Below are 13,431 nucleotides of genomic sequence, written 5' to 3'. Positions count from 1 at the left end.
TCCGCTCGATCGGACTACAGCTGCATCCGGCGGCAGGCGGCGGCGAGACCGGCTGCCGCGGCCGGCAGGGCCACGGACCCGACCTCCCCGTTCTCGTCGCCGCGGTTCTCGAACCACCCGGCGAGCGTGAGGCGCAGGGCCTGGATCAGCGGCTCCGGGACCGGCGGCCCCTCACCGCCGCAGCCGGCACTCACCTCGATCAGCGCGGATCGCCCGCTCAAGGGCGGAAGATCCGGCCCGAACAGCAGGCAGGGGGCGTCCCAGGGATCGGGGCCGATCCGCACCGGGCCCGGCTCGATCTCCGTCACCACACCGCCCCCATCGACGAGGCCGGTGCGCAGGACGGCGGCCAGCGGACTCAGGGGCAGCGGCAGCAGGCCGAGCCGGGGCCATTCCGTCAGCACCACCCGGAAGCGGGCCGGCCGCAGCAGACGCCGCGCCGCGGCCTCGACCGCCGCCCGCGCCGCCGGGATGAGCCGCGCGATCAGCGCATCCTCGGCGGTCTCGTCGGAGGACAGCCGCAGATAGGCCCGCATCTCGGGGAGGCCGACCGGCTCGACGCCGGTTTCCTCGACGCGTATCGGGGTCATGCCGTCCTCTCCTGAAGCGATGTCTCGATGCGTGCGCCGAACCCGTCCGCTGCCCCTGCGGCGCGCTCCGCCCTCGGGGCGGTCGCCCTCACGCTCCTGACCGCCGCGCCGGCCGCGGCCATCGTCGGCGGCCGGGAGGACGCGCAGGTGCCGGGCGCGGGCTCGGCGGTGATGGTGCTGACCTCGGGCGGCGGGGTCTGCTCGGGTGTCGTGCTCGCCCCGGACGCGGTGCTGACCGCCGGCCACTGCGTGGCGGGCGTGGGCGAGAACCGGATCCATTACCGCGATGAAGCGGACCGGCCGGTTCTGGCCGAAGTCGCCGTCCGCAGCCTGCATCCGGCCTATGACGGCGACGCGATCCGCGGGCGCACCCGCTCCATCGACCTCGCCCTGCTGCGCACCCGCGCGCCCTTGCCCGCTCGCTTCGCGCCGGCCCCGCTCAGCGAAGCGATGCCGCGGGCAGGCCAGAGCCTCGTGCTGGCCGGCTACGGCGCGGCGCGCGGCAACGACCGGCGCTCGATCGGGCGCTACCGCGGCGCGGCGCTTTCCGTGGTCGAGCCCTACGGCCCGAGCCGCATCCTGGTCTGGTTGAAGGCCGCCGGCGCGGGGGGCTGCAACGGCGATTCCGGCGGCCCGATCCTCGACGGCGAGGCGGTCGTGGCGGTGGCCGCCTGGGTGAAGGACGCCTGCGGTGGGCTGACCCAGGGCATCCTGCTCGGGCCGCAACGGGGCTGGATCGACCGGACGCTCGCCGGCTGGAACGCCGCCGCGCGCTGGTGACGCAGCGTCCCGATCGTGATCGGCACGCCCTCGTTGTGGCGGAACCGGAGCTTGGCCGCCGAATTGCCTTCGGATAGGCTCCGTTCGGTCCAGGATTCTTCAAGCGAATCCGCCGGAAGGCCCGGGCCCTGGGAGACATAAGAATGGTTGCGAGCCCCCTTCGCGCGTGCCTGCTCGGTGCCCTGCTGGGGCTCGTCCCGCTCTCGGCCCAGGCCGTGGTGCAGGGGCAGACCTCCCGCGATCCGGGCGGGCTTCGCGCCTCGGTGGTGCGCATCGAGAGCACCGCGGGCGAAATCTGCTCGGGCACCCTGATCGCGCAGGACATCGTGCTGACCGCCGCGCACTGCGTGATGCGGCAGGCCGGCTACAGCGTCATCGTGGTCGATCCGAACTTCCGGCAGCGCCGGCTGCGGGTGGCGGCGGCTTCGATGCATCCTGATTTCGTGCCCGGCACGACGCCGGAAGAGCAGCCCGGCACCGATCTCGCCATGCTCAAGCTGGAACAACCGGTCGGCCCCGGCTTCCGCCCGCTCGATCCGCGCGGCGGGTCCATCTCCACGGGCGACGCCGTCGACATCGCCGGCTTCGGCGTGGTCGCAGAGAACCGCCGCAACACCGCGCGTACCCTGCGCACGGCGCATCTGGTTTCCATCGGCTCGCTGCAGGTCGCCAACCGTGTCACCGTCGTGACCGACGCCCGCCGCCTCGCCGAAACGGCCGGCGCCGGCGCGTGCCTGGGCGATTCCGGCGGGCCGATCCTGCGCGGCGGCCAGATGGTCGGCGTGGTGAGCTGGTCGAGCGGCGCCATGCGCCAGGACCGCCGCGCCCGCACCGCCTGCGGCGGCTTCACCGCCGTCACCCCCACCGGTGAACACACGAGTTGGATCTCCTCCCGCGCGGCCGAGATGGCGGCCATGCCCGCCGGTGTTGCGGCGGGACAGGCCGGACGCTCCGAGTGGATGGCCCGGCCCGCCCGACGGCGCGCCTACTGAGGTCCGATCAGGCAGCGAACCGGAGCAGCTTGATCGCGTCGAAGTCCTGCACACCGCCGCCGACCCGCTTCGTGGTGTAGAACAGCACGTAGGGCTTGGCGGAGTAGGGATCGCGCAGGGTGCGCAAGCCGGCGCGGTCCACCACGAGGTAGCCGCGCCGGAAGTCACCGAAGGCGATGGAGTGGCTTCCGGCGGCAAGATCGGGCATCGCCTCGGCCTCGACCACGGGGAAACCCATCAGGGTCGCGTGTGCAGATCCCCATAACTTGAAATGCCAACCGCTGATTTTCCTGCGTTTTCTGGGCTGGCCCTACCCCATAAGGTTCGACGACATCTCCCCATAAACTGACGATGGAGGACCTGGGTCGCCCCATATAACGACTCACCGCACCACGCTCGTCGGGGCCAGCTCAACCGAAAGCGCCCGCCTCCGGGCGCGATGCGTGACTGTCTGGGACGCCTTCGGTCGAGCTGGCCGTTGCCTGGCACGAGAACCGTTCGACCACGGCAAAAGGCGTGCGGGAAGCGTAGCGCGTCACTCGTAGCGCTACCCGAGACGCGCTACCTTCGGAGTCGAGCAAGCGTCATCGCCACCTTGGCCCCAAGGCCCCCGCAGATGCTGGTCCAGACGCCGGCGGTGCCGGGGCCGAGACGGGCCCGGCACCGCCTAAGGACCTGGGCGTGGCGTCCCGGCCCGTAAGGCCAGGCCGCCATCCAGCGGGCCGAGGCAGGCGGGAACCGCGACCCGCCTAAGGGGTCGACCTTGCGGGCGGTTCACCGCCGACATGAGAGAACGGCTCTGGACAGGCTCGACGAGCGTCCTGGCTAGGCCGAACCCAGCTGCCGGACGACGGCAGCCGCCTCGTCCCGCTCGAACACGTAGGTGACGAAGTCCGGGGGAGAGCACACGGGGCGGACACCTCGGTTCAGCAGGACCCGCGTGGTCGCCGCCCCGGTCCCGTGCCGCTGCGTCCGCCCCGACATTCGAGCGACCTCGTTCGCGAACACGTACCGTCGGGCGAAGCGCTCGACCTCCGACGCGGCGACGACGATCTTGCCGCTGCGCCGCTTCGAGGCCAGCAACCCGCTCGACGCGAGTTGCTGGATTATGTGCCGGCTGGCCCCGAGCCTTTCCGTGACCTCCGGTACGGTCAGCATCGCCTCGGTGTCCGTGGCGGATGCGCGGGCCGCCTCCTCCGCCTCGGCCCTCGCACGCATCGCCTCGACCGCCTCCCGCCGCGGGAACAGGTACGTGGCGAAATCCGGCCGTCCGTAGGCGGGCGTCACCCCGGCCCCTTCGAGGACCGGCAGGATGGCCCTCGCGCTGCGGAAGCCGAAGGTCGTGGCCAACTCGCTCAGCGTCACGAAGCCCTGCCGCAGGCGCGCCGCCTCGCGTTCCGGGATGGTGCCGGAGGTGCACCCGGCGTTGATGCCGACGTGCCCGCGCTCGATCAACTGCCGCAGCATCAACGGCGTCGTACCCATGGCCGCTGCCAGTTCCTCGCGGCTGCAACCCTCGGCGGATCGCTCGCCGAAGGCGGCCGATGCGCTCGCGCAGGCCAGCATGGCTTCGTCCCGGGGGTAGACGCGGTCGCGGAGGTGCGCTTCCGGCACCAACGGCGCGACGCCGGCGGCCACGAGGGCGGAGGACACCGGCAACCACGCCCTCACACCCATCTCCGCCCTCAACTCGCGCATGGTGACCCAGGTCGCCTTGAAGCGCGAGACGTCGCCCGCCGGCACGCGCACGACCCCGTCCACTACACGGCTACCGAGCGCCCCCGACCTCAGGACCGCATCGATGCCGGTCAGCTTGAGCCCCAGTTCGCGCGCAACGGCCGCCACCGTGAGTTCAGGCTCGTCACGGGCTGGCAGCAGGTCCGCAAGCGCCTGGAGCTCAACCCGGAACGCCGGGAAGCCCGCCCTTCTCGACCTTCCGATCCGAACCGGCAGGGAGCCGTCCAGGATGAACGCGACCACATCCTGGACGGAGATCCGGCTGACCTTCGCGGCATGCATGCTGAAGAACATTCGCGTCGCAGCCCTTGCGACCACCTTCATCGTCGGCGGCGCCGCGATGGCCCTCGCGCAGTCCTCCTCCACCGTCGGCACCGGCGGTTCATCGGCCGGCGGCGGCACCAGTTCCTCGACCGTGGGCACCGGTGGCTCGTCCTCCGGCTCGGGCAGCGGATCGGGCTCGTCCTCGACGCTCGGCACCGGTGGCTCCTCGGCGGGCGGCGGCACCAGCTCCTCGACCGTGGGCACCGGCGGCTCGTCGGCCGGCTCGGGCAGCGGCTCGGGCTCGTCGTCTACGACGGGCACGGGCGGCTCCTCGGCAGGCAAGGGCACGAGCGGCTCCTCGGTCGGCACCGGCGGCTCCTCGTCCGGCATGTCCGACGGCGCCGGCAAGTCGGGCAGCGCCCCCGGCCATGACAAGAGCGGCCCCGGCAACTCCGAGAACGCCCCGGGCCACAACAAGCGCTAAGCCGGCAACAGGTTGAAGAACCGGGCGCGGTCCGACTGGATCGCGCCCTCCTTGCTTGGAGGGAGAACGGACCATGGTTCGCCTGATCATGCCGCTTCTCGGCGGCGCATTCGTCCTCGCCGGCGCCGTCGCAGGCCACGCCCAGACCAGCACCGTCACGACGGGTCCGAACGGCGTCTCGGGCAATACGACGGTGACGACCGGCCCGAACGGCAAGCCGTGCAAGGTCGTCCATTCCGACGACGCGAGGAATTCCGGCACGATGTCGAGCTCGGTCACGGCGGGCCCAGGCGGCGTGAGCAGCTCGACCACGGGCGGTCCCTCGGTGACCACAAAGTCCGGGAACGGATCGACTAGCAGTTCGGCGTCCAGTTCGAGCTCCGGCGGCACCACCATGACCACCACAGGCGACGGCGATTGCGTCGTCACCGTCCCCAAGGACACGAAGTGAGGCTGACATGACGAAACGGTTCATCGCCCCCCTCGCCGCCCTCGCGCTCGTCGTCGTCCCGGCGGTCGCGCAGGCTCAGGCCGGGGGAAGCGCCACCGGCGGCAGCGCCGGCTCGGCCGCGGCCGGGGGCACCTCCGCCTCCACCGTCGGCACCGGCGGCACCTCGACCGGCGCGAACGGAGCGACGGGCTCCTCCCTGGCCACTGGCGGCAGCGCGGCGGGCGGCAAAACAATGGACCGCTCGCATGTCAACGAGACCGGCAACGGCGGGCTCAACGGACAGTCGAAGGCGATGGCCCACGACGGCGGCACCTTCTCGAAGTCACACACGAAGACGAAGGTGAAGGACGGCGAGGTCGAGTCCCGCACGAAGGCGATGTCGCACGAACCCGGCTCGAAGCCCGTGAAGTCGACCACGACGACCGGTCAGTGACCGCTTCATTTTAATTTTTGACCAGCGTGTCTCGACGGCCAGTACCCGCCGGGGCACATGGTGGAAGGAGGCGCCTTCCCATCGGGACCGCGGCCTCACCGTGGCTTCCACCATTGTAAAGACGGCCGTCCCACATGTCGCCGCTTTCGCGGCCCACGACACCCTGCATCCGACGTTGTCGAGCGCCGCTCGCGCCAGCAGGGCCGATCCCATGTTCAACACCGTGCTGGCCGTTCTCGCCGTGCTGGCGGTCCTGCTCGCCCGCGCCGTCCTGAAGCTCGTCTTTCTTCCGCTTCGCCTTCTGCGTGGGGTCCTACGGCGTCGCCCCACGGCCGCAGCCTCCCCGTGACCTCAGCGGGACGCACCCGAAATGGCGAAGCTGACCTCCGAGTTTAGCGGGACGCCGATCAGGGAGCATGCCTGAGACCATCTCTTCTCGTACTGCTTCGCCGCCGTCGTGATGCCCCGTCCGGATCGGATGGAGTGGGATGGCGTGCGCTCGGCTCTCTCTCCGAGCCCAGCCGTCGCCTGTGTGAAGCCCGCCTCGGGGGAAGGCGGTCCGGAGGCTGACGAGACGCCGGCATTTCGTCCGATCAGATAGCCGAAGGGGCAAGGAGCGGGCTCCCTGCATCGTCACGGCGCCTTTGCGCGTTTCATGTCCGCAATCGTCGGCGGACGGCCTTCCATGCGACCGCCGCAAGTCGGAGACGACCCATGAGCGATGGTTATCCCTCAATGACGGCGCTGCTCGGCCTCCTCGCCCTGGCCGGCTACCAGAACCGGGACAAGATCGCCGAGATGCTGGGTGGTGCAGGCCAAGCGGCACCCGCGCCCACGGGCCCTGGAGCGGCGCCGGGCGGCTCCGGCGGTGGCCTGGGTGGGCTCCTCGGCGGGCTGTTGGGTGACCGCCGCGGCGAGGCGCCAGGCGGCTTCCTGAACAGCGGCCTTGGCGAGATGCTCGAACGCTTCCAACAGGCGGGACATGGGGCTGCCGCGCAGTCCTGGGTCAACCAAGGACCCAACCAGGAGATCGCGCCGCAGCACCTTGAGCAGGCCATCGGTCCTGACGTCCTCACGACCCTGACCCAACGCACCGGCCTGTCCCGGGAAGAGCTGCTCTCCCGCCTGTCCCGGGAGCTTCCCCAGGCTGTCGACCGCTACACGCCGGACGGACGGATGCCGGCCTAGCCTTGAGGTGGCCCTGCCAAGGCGGCCCGCGCCGCGCGCTAATCCCGTAGCGGCGAGGGCTTGCGACCTTCCGGCAGGATCTCCTTCAGGTGGTCGTGCACCATGTCGGCGGTGAACGGTTTATTGATGAAGCGGGCTCCTTCCGGCATGTCGCCCGGCCCCGGTTGCGCCTGCCCCGAGGCCACCACGATGGCGATGTGCGGCCACCGCTCGGCCGTCTCCCGGGCGACCGCGAAACCGTTGCGCGAGCCGGGCATCTGCACGTCGGTGAACAGCAGCACGATGAGGGCTTGACGCTCGGCGAGCAGCAGCATGGCCTTGTCGCCGTCGCTGGCCTCCAAGGTTCGGAACCCGGCCTGCTCCAGGATGTCCATCGCGTCCATGCGGATGAAGCCGTCGTCGTCGACGACGAGCGCGTAGGGTGTGGTTGAGTCCGAGACGGTCATCGGAAAGTAAGTCGTTGGGAGAAAAAACGTTCAGCCACAATGCAACGGCGGCTGGGGATACCGGGACATCGCTCCGGCAACTGAGGAATCGACCCTTTGGAACGATTCCGGCTCCGGTGCCGTCTTATCGGGGTCAGGTCTTCCGAACGCCGTGCGAAGATCCTGGCCCCAGTGATGGAGCGGTGCATGTGCGCGGTACGGAACTTCCCCGCCGTCCATGTTCCAGACACCACGCTTCGATGGACATCGTGCCCGATCCGACCAGGGCGGCCCGCGAACGATAATCGGAGGCAGGTGTCCGTACGGAGCTTGGACGTGTTGCCCCTGACGCTGCGAGGCTGCTGGCGGCTGATACTGGGCGCCTGTTGCATCGGTGGCATCGCAGCAGCCACGAACCTCGTGATGCTGTCGCAATCGTTTCATTGAACACGGAAGTGGGGGCTAGGCGGCGTCAAGGACGTGCCCCTCGTCGCGGCCCGCTTCCAGGAAGGTCCGGACCTGGTGTCAGCGGCCAAGAAGGCCACGACGACCCGCGAATCGAAATGCCCCCGCTCCCTCCCGCGGGCGCGCTGACCGGACCTGGTCCGCTTGTACGGCCGCTCGGTCGTCAGGGCGTCGAAGACGTCGGCCACCACCACGATGCGGCCCGACAGCGATATCGCCTACCCTCGGAGGGCCGTACGGATAACCGGTCCCGTCCCATCGCTTGTGGTGGCTCACCGCGATCTCGGCGGCGAGACGTATGACAGGCGAGGCGCTGCCCGCGAGGATGCGTCCATCGCGTTCGGCATGCGTCTCCATCTGCCGGCGCTTCTCCAGCGTGAGCGCGCCAGACTTGAGCAGGATGGCGTCCGGCACGGCGATCTTGCCGACGTCGTGCATGGTGGTGGCGAGGCTCAACTGCCGGCACTCGTCGGGCGTCATGCCAGAGGGTTAGCGGACCCTTGCCCGAATGCTCCGAGCCAGCTTCGAGCCTTGCACCGCTCGGCGGGATGCTCAGTGTCCATAGGGTTCGACGGGGCTCGTCGGCATGGCGCGAAGCACCCACAACGGAACCTTGGCGGGGAAACTGCCGAGCTCTTTCGACAATCTGATGAAGGCTTCGTTAGTCCGCGTTCAGCATGCTCCTGCCAGAAGCTCCCGTTCCCCGTGCCGGACCGTCCCGGCGTGGCGGCTCGCGAAGGAGGCATAAGGAAGACAGGATGGCTGAGGAAACCACCCGGACGGCTTCGCCTCGACCGCGCGAGGGCGAGATTCCCGAGGGGGTACGCCACCACCTGGGGACCGAGTTGCGCGGCTACTACGCCGCCATGCTGGCAGAGGAGCAGCCGGCCACGCTGCTCGATTTGATCGCAAAGCTCGAAGGCGCCACCTCCGCCAGGGACGCCAGGGACGCCAGGGACGCCGCGAACTTTCGTGACGGGCTCCTCACGTCCCTTCCCGGCTTGCGTGCCTTCGCCATGTCCCTTGCCGTGAACCCTACCGTCGCCGACGACTTGGTGCAGGAGACCTTGCTCAAGGCGTGGAGATACCAAGCCAAGTTCCAGCCGGGCACGAACCTGCAGGCCTGGCTCTGCACCATCCTGCGCAACCAGTTCTACACCGACATCCGCAGGCGGAAGCGCGAGGTCGAGGATGCCGACGGGACGATGGCCGGGCAGATGGTGGCACCGGCCGCCCAGGAGGCCAACAGCGAGTTGCAGAAGGTCGGGCAGCACCTCGCGAAGCTGCCGGCGACCATGCGCGAGGCCCTTCTGCTCGTTGGCGCCCAGGGCCTGACCTACGAAGCCGCCGCCGAGTTGATCGGCTGCCAAGTCGGCACAGTGAAAAGCCGCGTGAGCCGAGCTCGTGCCCTTCTGGCGACCTCGCTCGGCATGGGCTCGCGTCACGCGGTGGGTTGAGGGCGCTCCCAATGGAAAGCCCGCCGCGGCGATGGCCGGGCGGGCTCCCGAAAGGACCTGACGGCGTCGCGACAGGCGCGTGCCGCGTCAGTCGATGACCTCGACGATGCGGCGGCTGCGGTCGACCAGCACCGGCTGCTTGTTGACCACCGTGTAGCGGTAGCCCGGCTTCACCCGGTAGTCGTCCGGGACGTCGTAATAGGTGACGCCGTCGTCCGGCAGCACGGTGCCGACGCGGACGGGACCGCCCCAGCTGTAGGAGCTCACGCCGCGCTCGCGGACGTAGGAGCGGAAACGCGGGCGGTCGTCGACCCCGAGGATGCCGCCGACCGTGCCGGTGGCCGCGCCGACCGCGCCGCCGACCACGGCGCCCACCGGGCCGGCCGCATCGGCCCCGGCCTCGGCGCCCTCGGCGGCACCCCGGATCGTGCCCTGGGCCTGGGCGGCCATCGGGAGGGCGAGCATGCCGGCGGTCGCCAGCGCGAGAAGAAGCTTGTTGGTCATGGTATCAACTCCGAAGGGTTCAGTCGGTGGACGTCGGGAGCGGCTCAGTTGCAGCCTTCCTTGTGGACGGTCTTGGAGTTGCCCAGGCCGTCCTCCTTGTGGACGGTCTTGGAGCCGCAATCGACGCTGCCGGTGGTGACCTCACGGCGCTCGACGACGCCCTCGCGGCGCTCGACCGAGACGCTCGGGGTGCTGTCGCGACGGATGACGGTGGTCTCCTCGGCCGAGGCGGGGGCGGCCAAGCCGGCGAAGGCGGCGGTGATGAAACCGAGGGCGATGGTCTTGCGCATGGGGGCTCCGGGACGGCTTCCGTGAATGACCGCCAGCAACGGAGAACCCGAGCGGTGGGTTCCGTCCGGAATATCGCCACCGTATCCACGCGATTTAGGTTGCGCCCAATGCTTCCGCCTTGAGACGAGGCAGGATGGAATACTGCGCGTCATGCATGCAATCTCATGAGCTTCGCCGGTGATTTGCTTTCGCCGGGGCGTCCGGCCGTCGGTCTCGATAGGGTCGCGGCAAAGGATTGCGCGGAACCTCGACGGCGGCGGCGACATTTCGAACGTCCTCACCGTTCGGGGGGGAAGCAGGTCGCCGAGAGGGGCGATGGATCGTAGCGAGGTTCGCGCATGACGATGTCCCAATTGGCCGCCCCGGTCCTGTTCGCCGCCTGCCTCCTGGCGCCGGCTTGCGCCTCGGCCCAGGACGGCGCCCCGAAGATGCTCCTGCACGGCAACTATTGCGGCCCGGGCAACAACGCGCCGCTCGCTCCCGTCGACGCCCTCGACGCCGCCTGCGCTCGCCACGACGCCTGCACGCCCGATGGCGGCCTGCCGTCGAAGGCGTGCAACCTCCGCCTCCAGGCCGACGCCGAGCGCGTGGCCCAGGACCCGCGCCAGCCGTCGGACCTGCGGGGCCTGGCTGGCTTGGTCGCTTCCGGGGCAGCGATGATGCCGTCCGGTCCCGCGCCGCGCATGGCAGCCCCGGTTTCCGTGCGGCCGGTCGAGGCGGCCCCGGTCGCGCCGGATGCCGACTTGGTCGACGAGGATGCCATCGAGGACGGCGAGGCTGGACCCGGCTAGGCTCTGCACGGCCAGGGCCCTGCCGGACTTACCGAATATCGCGACGTCGCCTGTAAAGGTTTGCCGGCTTGGCGGCTTCCTTCCCGTTTTTCCAGCCGGGTCGGAAACTCATCGTGTCGTCATGCCTCATGATGTCCGGCGCGCTTCTCACGGGCGCGGCGAACGCCGCCCACGTGGCACCCATGTCCTCCGAGGAAAAGGCGGCCCTGAAGCAGCAGGGCATGGGCGAATTCACCATGTTCTGCGGGGACATGCCGCCCGAGGACGGACCCGAGACCCAGGCCTGCTTCCAGAAGCACATGTCGAAGCTCTCACCTGGGCGCCAGGGCGCCATACAGAGCTACAAGCGGGGTCGGTAGGGCTGCCCATCCGCCGGAGTGCCCTTCGTCGGGCGCCACGGCGCACCGGCGTCGGATCGGTTCGGGCGCGCCGTTCGTTAAGGTCCGTTCGATCCGGTCCTCGCCTCTCGCACGGTCGGTCGACCAGGACAGGCGAGCGATGACCATCCCATGCTTCGAGGTGACGCTGGACACGCGCGACGGCCGGCGGATCCTGACCGCCCAGGCGGAGCGCGAGGCCGCGCTGATGGCGGAGTCGGTGATGCGGCGCTACGAGGGCGAGACGCTACGCGTCGGCTTCGCGGTCGCCTGCCCGGACCCCGACGCGAGGCGCCGGATCGCCTTCTACCTCACGGACCTAGCCCTCGAACTGGACCTCGCCTGAAGGCCGCGGACGTCGCCCAACTCGATCCGGAGCCCCGAGGAGCAACCAGGGACTAGCTCCTTGATCGAGGAGTGCCTTGTTGTCTCCGCGGAAATGCTCCCGGATGGCTGGGAGATTTCCTTCCTGGCCTTTCGAAATTCTCCCGGAGGCGACGATCTGTCGGGTAAGATCAGGCCCGACGGCACCACGTGTTCCAACGTCGTGGTTACACGGGCTAGGCGCCGTGGGTTGCCGGTGGATCCAAAGGCGCAGGGCGGGCGCCGCGCGAGGACTTATGTTAGGGCTGGGTCGACGTCGCGCACTTGGGCATGCGTCGCGAGGCGCAAACTGGGGAATGGAGTGACGGACCTCAAGGAGCGCAGCCGTTTCGAGGCCGAGTTCGCTCGCATGGACGCGAGCAATGACCCCTTCGTGTCCGCCGTCCGGGCGACGCGCATGCCGATGCTGATCACCGACCCGAGCCTGCCCGACAACCCCATCGTCTTCGTCAACGACACCTTCTCCCGTCTGACGGGGTACGACCACGACGAGATCGTTGGGCGGAACTGTCGGTTCCTTCAGGGGCCGGACACCGACGCCGCGGACGTCGCGAAGGTCGGGGCCGCCGTCGCGCGACGGGTTCCCATCGAGATCGAACTCCTGAACTACAAGAAAGACGGCGAGCGGTTCTGGAACCGCCTGCTGGTCTCGCCGGTGTTCGACCGTGACGGCGACCTCACCTACTTCTTCGCCTCGCAGTTCGACGTGACCCTGGAGCGCGAGAAGCTCGCCCGCGTCCAGGCCGACCGCGACGCGCTGGAGCGGGAGGTGGAGCGTCGCACCGCGGACCTGGCGCGGAGCGAGGAGCGGTTGCGCTTCATCCTCAAGGCCGGTCGACTGGGATCGTGGACCCTCGACATCGCCGGGATGCGCCTGTTCCCCTCGGACGGTTGCAAGAGGAACCTCGGGCGGGAGCCGCACGAGCCCTTGACGCACGATGACCTGATCGCTGCCATCCTGCCGAAGGACAAGGACAGGATGCAGGCGGCCGTCAGGGCGTCCATCGAGACCGGGGCCGACTACGACATCGAGTACCGCGTGCGGCTGCCGCTCGGCGAGGTGCGCTGGCTGCAGGTGCGGGGGCAGGCCTTTTACGACGGCGGCGGATCGCCGGTCTCGATGGCGGGCGTGACCATCGACGTGACCGAGCGCAAGCGGGCCGAGGAGCACCGCGCGCTGCTTGCGGACGAGCTGAACCACCGGGTCAAGAACTCGATGGCGACGATGCTGTCCATCGCGAGCCAGACGCTGCGCAACGCTTCCTCGCTGGAGGACGCGCAGGAGACCCTGGTCGCCCGGGTCAAGTCCCTGTCGGCTGCGCACGACGTGTTGACCCGGGAGAGTTGGGCGGGGGCGTCCCTCGGGGAGGTCGTGGGCGAGGCCCTACACGCTTTCCAAGACGACGCGAGGCAGCGGTTCCTCGTCAACGGCCCGGAGGTCTGGCTGGAGCCGCGCCTCGCCCTGGCCTTCACGATGGCGCTGCACGAACTGGCGACCAACGCCGTCAAGTACGGTGCTCTCTCGAACGAAGGCGGTCGCGTGGTCCTGGACTGGGAGGTTATGGACGCGGCGACCTCGCCTAGGCTGCGGCTGCGCTGGGAGGAAGTCGGTGGGCCGCCGGTCGTCGCGCCTTCGCGCACCGGGTTCGGGACGCGCCTGATCGAGCGGGCGCTGGCGACGGAGATGGGAGGCACCGCGCGGATCGAGTATCACCCGCGAGGCATCTCGTTCGAGTTGATGGCTCCTCTGCCGGACCGGGGCCCTCCCTCCAGGACTGAGTGCGCGGGCACCTAGCCGAAGGTCCGCGGTGTTGAAGG

The 13,431-nt window shown here is 69.7% G+C and carries 15 protein-coding genes and 2 pseudogenes; 10 read left to right on the top strand and 7 right to left on the bottom strand.

Translation table 11 applies throughout. The features are described 5' to 3' along the window. Positions 1–14 precede the first annotated feature (14 nt). Entirely contained in the window at positions 15–590 is a 576-nt protein-coding gene (locus BY998_RS05295; protein ID WP_110350568.1) for a hypothetical protein, read from the bottom strand. 27 nt (positions 591–617) lie between these two features. Between BY998_RS05295 and BY998_RS05290 the strand changes: the two genes are divergently transcribed. Next, complete coding sequence (locus tag BY998_RS05290) at positions 618–1,370, top strand: trypsin-like serine protease (protein ID WP_110350567.1); 753 nt, start codon at positions 618–620, stop codon at positions 1,368–1,370. A 143-nt stretch (positions 1,371–1,513) separates the two neighbouring features. Continuing rightward, complete coding sequence (locus BY998_RS05285; protein WP_110350566.1) at positions 1,514–2,362, top strand: trypsin-like serine protease; 849 nt, start codon at positions 1,514–1,516, stop codon at positions 2,360–2,362. A 7-nt stretch (positions 2,363–2,369) separates the two neighbouring features. Here the strand turns inward: BY998_RS05285 and BY998_RS05280 are convergent. Both BY998_RS05280 and BY998_RS05275 read right to left on the bottom strand, forming a co-directional pair. Continuing rightward, positions 2,370–2,609, bottom strand: a pseudogene (locus BY998_RS05280) (phage major capsid protein); the annotation flags it as partial. 578 nt (positions 2,610–3,187) lie between these two features. Continuing rightward, on the bottom strand, positions 3,188–4,753 hold the full coding sequence (locus BY998_RS05275; RefSeq protein WP_181425433.1) for a helix-turn-helix domain-containing protein: 1,566 nt from the start codon (positions 4,751–4,753) through the stop codon (positions 3,188–3,190). 167 nt (positions 4,754–4,920) lie between these two features. Here BY998_RS05275 and BY998_RS05265 point away from each other — a divergent pair, with 167 nt between their 5' ends. The 3 genes from BY998_RS05265 (at position 4,921) to BY998_RS05255 (ending at position 6,919) form a co-directional block, all read left to right on the top strand. Next, positions 4,921–5,298 (top strand): glycosyl hydrolase, encoded by a 378-nt coding sequence (locus tag BY998_RS05265; RefSeq protein ID WP_110350563.1) that lies wholly within the window; start codon positions 4,921–4,923, stop codon positions 5,296–5,298. A 7-nt stretch (positions 5,299–5,305) separates the two neighbouring features. Next, positions 5,306–5,731 carry a hypothetical protein gene (locus BY998_RS05260; protein ID WP_110350562.1) on the top strand — a complete coding sequence of 142 codons (426 nt, stop codon included), beginning with the start codon at positions 5,306–5,308 and terminating at the stop codon, positions 5,729–5,731. A 714-nt stretch (positions 5,732–6,445) separates the two neighbouring features. After that, on the top strand, positions 6,446–6,919 hold the full coding sequence (locus BY998_RS05255) for a YidB family protein (protein ID WP_110350561.1): 474 nt from the start codon (positions 6,446–6,448) through the stop codon (positions 6,917–6,919). A gap of 38 nt (positions 6,920–6,957) precedes the next feature. Here the strand turns inward: BY998_RS05255 and BY998_RS05250 are convergent, their stop codons facing one another. Together BY998_RS05250 and BY998_RS05245 are read right to left on the bottom strand one after the other, a co-directional pair. Continuing rightward, positions 6,958–7,365, bottom strand: coding sequence for a response regulator (locus tag BY998_RS05250; RefSeq protein WP_110350560.1), 408 nt, complete (start codon positions 7,363–7,365; stop codon positions 6,958–6,960). Between the two features lie 441 nt (positions 7,366–7,806). Then, positions 7,807–8,277, bottom strand: a pseudogene (locus BY998_RS05245) (HD domain-containing phosphohydrolase); the annotation flags it as partial. A 290-nt stretch (positions 8,278–8,567) separates the two neighbouring features. Here BY998_RS05245 and BY998_RS05240 point away from each other — a divergent pair. Then, positions 8,568–9,266 carry a sigma-70 family RNA polymerase sigma factor gene (locus tag BY998_RS05240; RefSeq protein ID WP_110350559.1) on the top strand — a complete coding sequence of 233 codons (699 nt, stop codon included), beginning with the start codon at positions 8,568–8,570 and terminating at the stop codon, positions 9,264–9,266. A gap of 87 nt (positions 9,267–9,353) precedes the next feature. On the opposite strand, the gene BY998_RS05235 is transcribed toward BY998_RS05240, so the two are convergent. Together BY998_RS05235 and BY998_RS05230 are read right to left on the bottom strand one after the other, a co-directional pair. Further along, the gene (locus BY998_RS05235) at positions 9,354–9,770 is read right to left on the bottom strand and encodes a DUF1236 domain-containing protein (protein WP_110350558.1); all 417 of its coding nucleotides are present in this window, start codon (positions 9,768–9,770) and stop codon (positions 9,354–9,356) included. 44 nt (positions 9,771–9,814) lie between these two features. Beyond that, positions 9,815–10,060 (bottom strand): hypothetical protein, encoded by a 246-nt coding sequence (locus tag BY998_RS05230; protein ID WP_110350557.1) that lies wholly within the window; start codon positions 10,058–10,060, stop codon positions 9,815–9,817. A gap of 345 nt (positions 10,061–10,405) precedes the next feature. Here BY998_RS05230 and BY998_RS05225 point away from each other — a divergent pair, with 345 nt between their 5' ends. The 4 genes from BY998_RS05225 (at position 10,406) to BY998_RS05210 (ending at position 13,408) form a co-directional block, all read left to right on the top strand. Continuing rightward, complete coding sequence (locus BY998_RS05225) at positions 10,406–10,852, top strand: hypothetical protein (RefSeq protein ID WP_110350646.1); 447 nt, start codon at positions 10,406–10,408, stop codon at positions 10,850–10,852. Between the two features lie 113 nt (positions 10,853–10,965). Beyond that, positions 10,966–11,211 carry a hypothetical protein gene (locus BY998_RS05220; RefSeq protein ID WP_110350556.1) on the top strand — a complete coding sequence of 82 codons (246 nt, stop codon included), beginning with the start codon at positions 10,966–10,968 and terminating at the stop codon, positions 11,209–11,211. A gap of 139 nt (positions 11,212–11,350) precedes the next feature. Continuing rightward, positions 11,351–11,575, top strand: coding sequence for a hypothetical protein (locus BY998_RS05215; RefSeq protein ID WP_110350555.1), 225 nt, complete (start codon positions 11,351–11,353; stop codon positions 11,573–11,575). A gap of 387 nt (positions 11,576–11,962) precedes the next feature. After that, positions 11,963–13,408 (top strand): HWE histidine kinase domain-containing protein, encoded by a 1,446-nt coding sequence (locus BY998_RS05210; protein ID WP_110350645.1) that lies wholly within the window; start codon positions 11,963–11,965, stop codon positions 13,406–13,408. Positions 13,409–13,431: the final 23 nt, after the last annotated feature.

The sequence above is a fragment of the Methylobacterium sp. B4 genome (assembly GCF_003201865.1).
Taxonomy (GTDB): Bacteria; Pseudomonadota; Alphaproteobacteria; order Rhizobiales; family Beijerinckiaceae; genus Methylobacterium.
Note: the sequence above shows the minus strand (reverse complement) of the source record. Positions and strands in the feature narration are given on the sequence as shown.

Bases quoted from the DNA above. Each gene is read 5' to 3' on its own strand.
- BY998_RS05295 (WP_110350568.1), bottom strand. From the start codon at position 590: ATGACCCCGATACGCGTCGAGGAAACCGGCGTCGAGCCGGTCGGCCTC.
- BY998_RS05290 (WP_110350567.1), top strand. From the start codon at position 618: ATGCGTGCGCCGAACCCGTCCGCTGCCCCTGCGGCGCGCTCCGCCCTC.
- BY998_RS05285 (WP_110350566.1), top strand. From the start codon at position 1,514: ATGGTTGCGAGCCCCCTTCGCGCGTGCCTGCTCGGTGCCCTGCTGGGG.
- BY998_RS05275 (WP_181425433.1), bottom strand. From the start codon at position 4,753: ATGCCGGACGAGGAGCCGCCGGTGCCGACCGAGGAGCCGCTCGTGCCC.
- BY998_RS05265 (WP_110350563.1), top strand. From the start codon at position 4,921: ATGGTTCGCCTGATCATGCCGCTTCTCGGCGGCGCATTCGTCCTCGCC.
- BY998_RS05260 (WP_110350562.1), top strand. From the start codon at position 5,306: ATGACGAAACGGTTCATCGCCCCCCTCGCCGCCCTCGCGCTCGTCGTC.
- BY998_RS05255 (WP_110350561.1), top strand. From the start codon at position 6,446: ATGAGCGATGGTTATCCCTCAATGACGGCGCTGCTCGGCCTCCTCGCC.
- BY998_RS05250 (WP_110350560.1), bottom strand. From the start codon at position 7,365: ATGACCGTCTCGGACTCAACCACACCCTACGCGCTCGTCGTCGACGAC.
- BY998_RS05240 (WP_110350559.1), top strand. From the start codon at position 8,568: ATGGCTGAGGAAACCACCCGGACGGCTTCGCCTCGACCGCGCGAGGGC.
- BY998_RS05235 (WP_110350558.1), bottom strand. From the start codon at position 9,770: ATGACCAACAAGCTTCTTCTCGCGCTGGCGACCGCCGGCATGCTCGCC.
- BY998_RS05230 (WP_110350557.1), bottom strand. From the start codon at position 10,060: ATGCGCAAGACCATCGCCCTCGGTTTCATCACCGCCGCCTTCGCCGGC.
- BY998_RS05225 (WP_110350646.1), top strand. From the start codon at position 10,406: ATGTCCCAATTGGCCGCCCCGGTCCTGTTCGCCGCCTGCCTCCTGGCG.
- BY998_RS05215 (WP_110350555.1), top strand. From the start codon at position 11,351: ATGACCATCCCATGCTTCGAGGTGACGCTGGACACGCGCGACGGCCGG.
- BY998_RS05210 (WP_110350645.1), top strand. From the start codon at position 11,963: ATGGACGCGAGCAATGACCCCTTCGTGTCCGCCGTCCGGGCGACGCGC.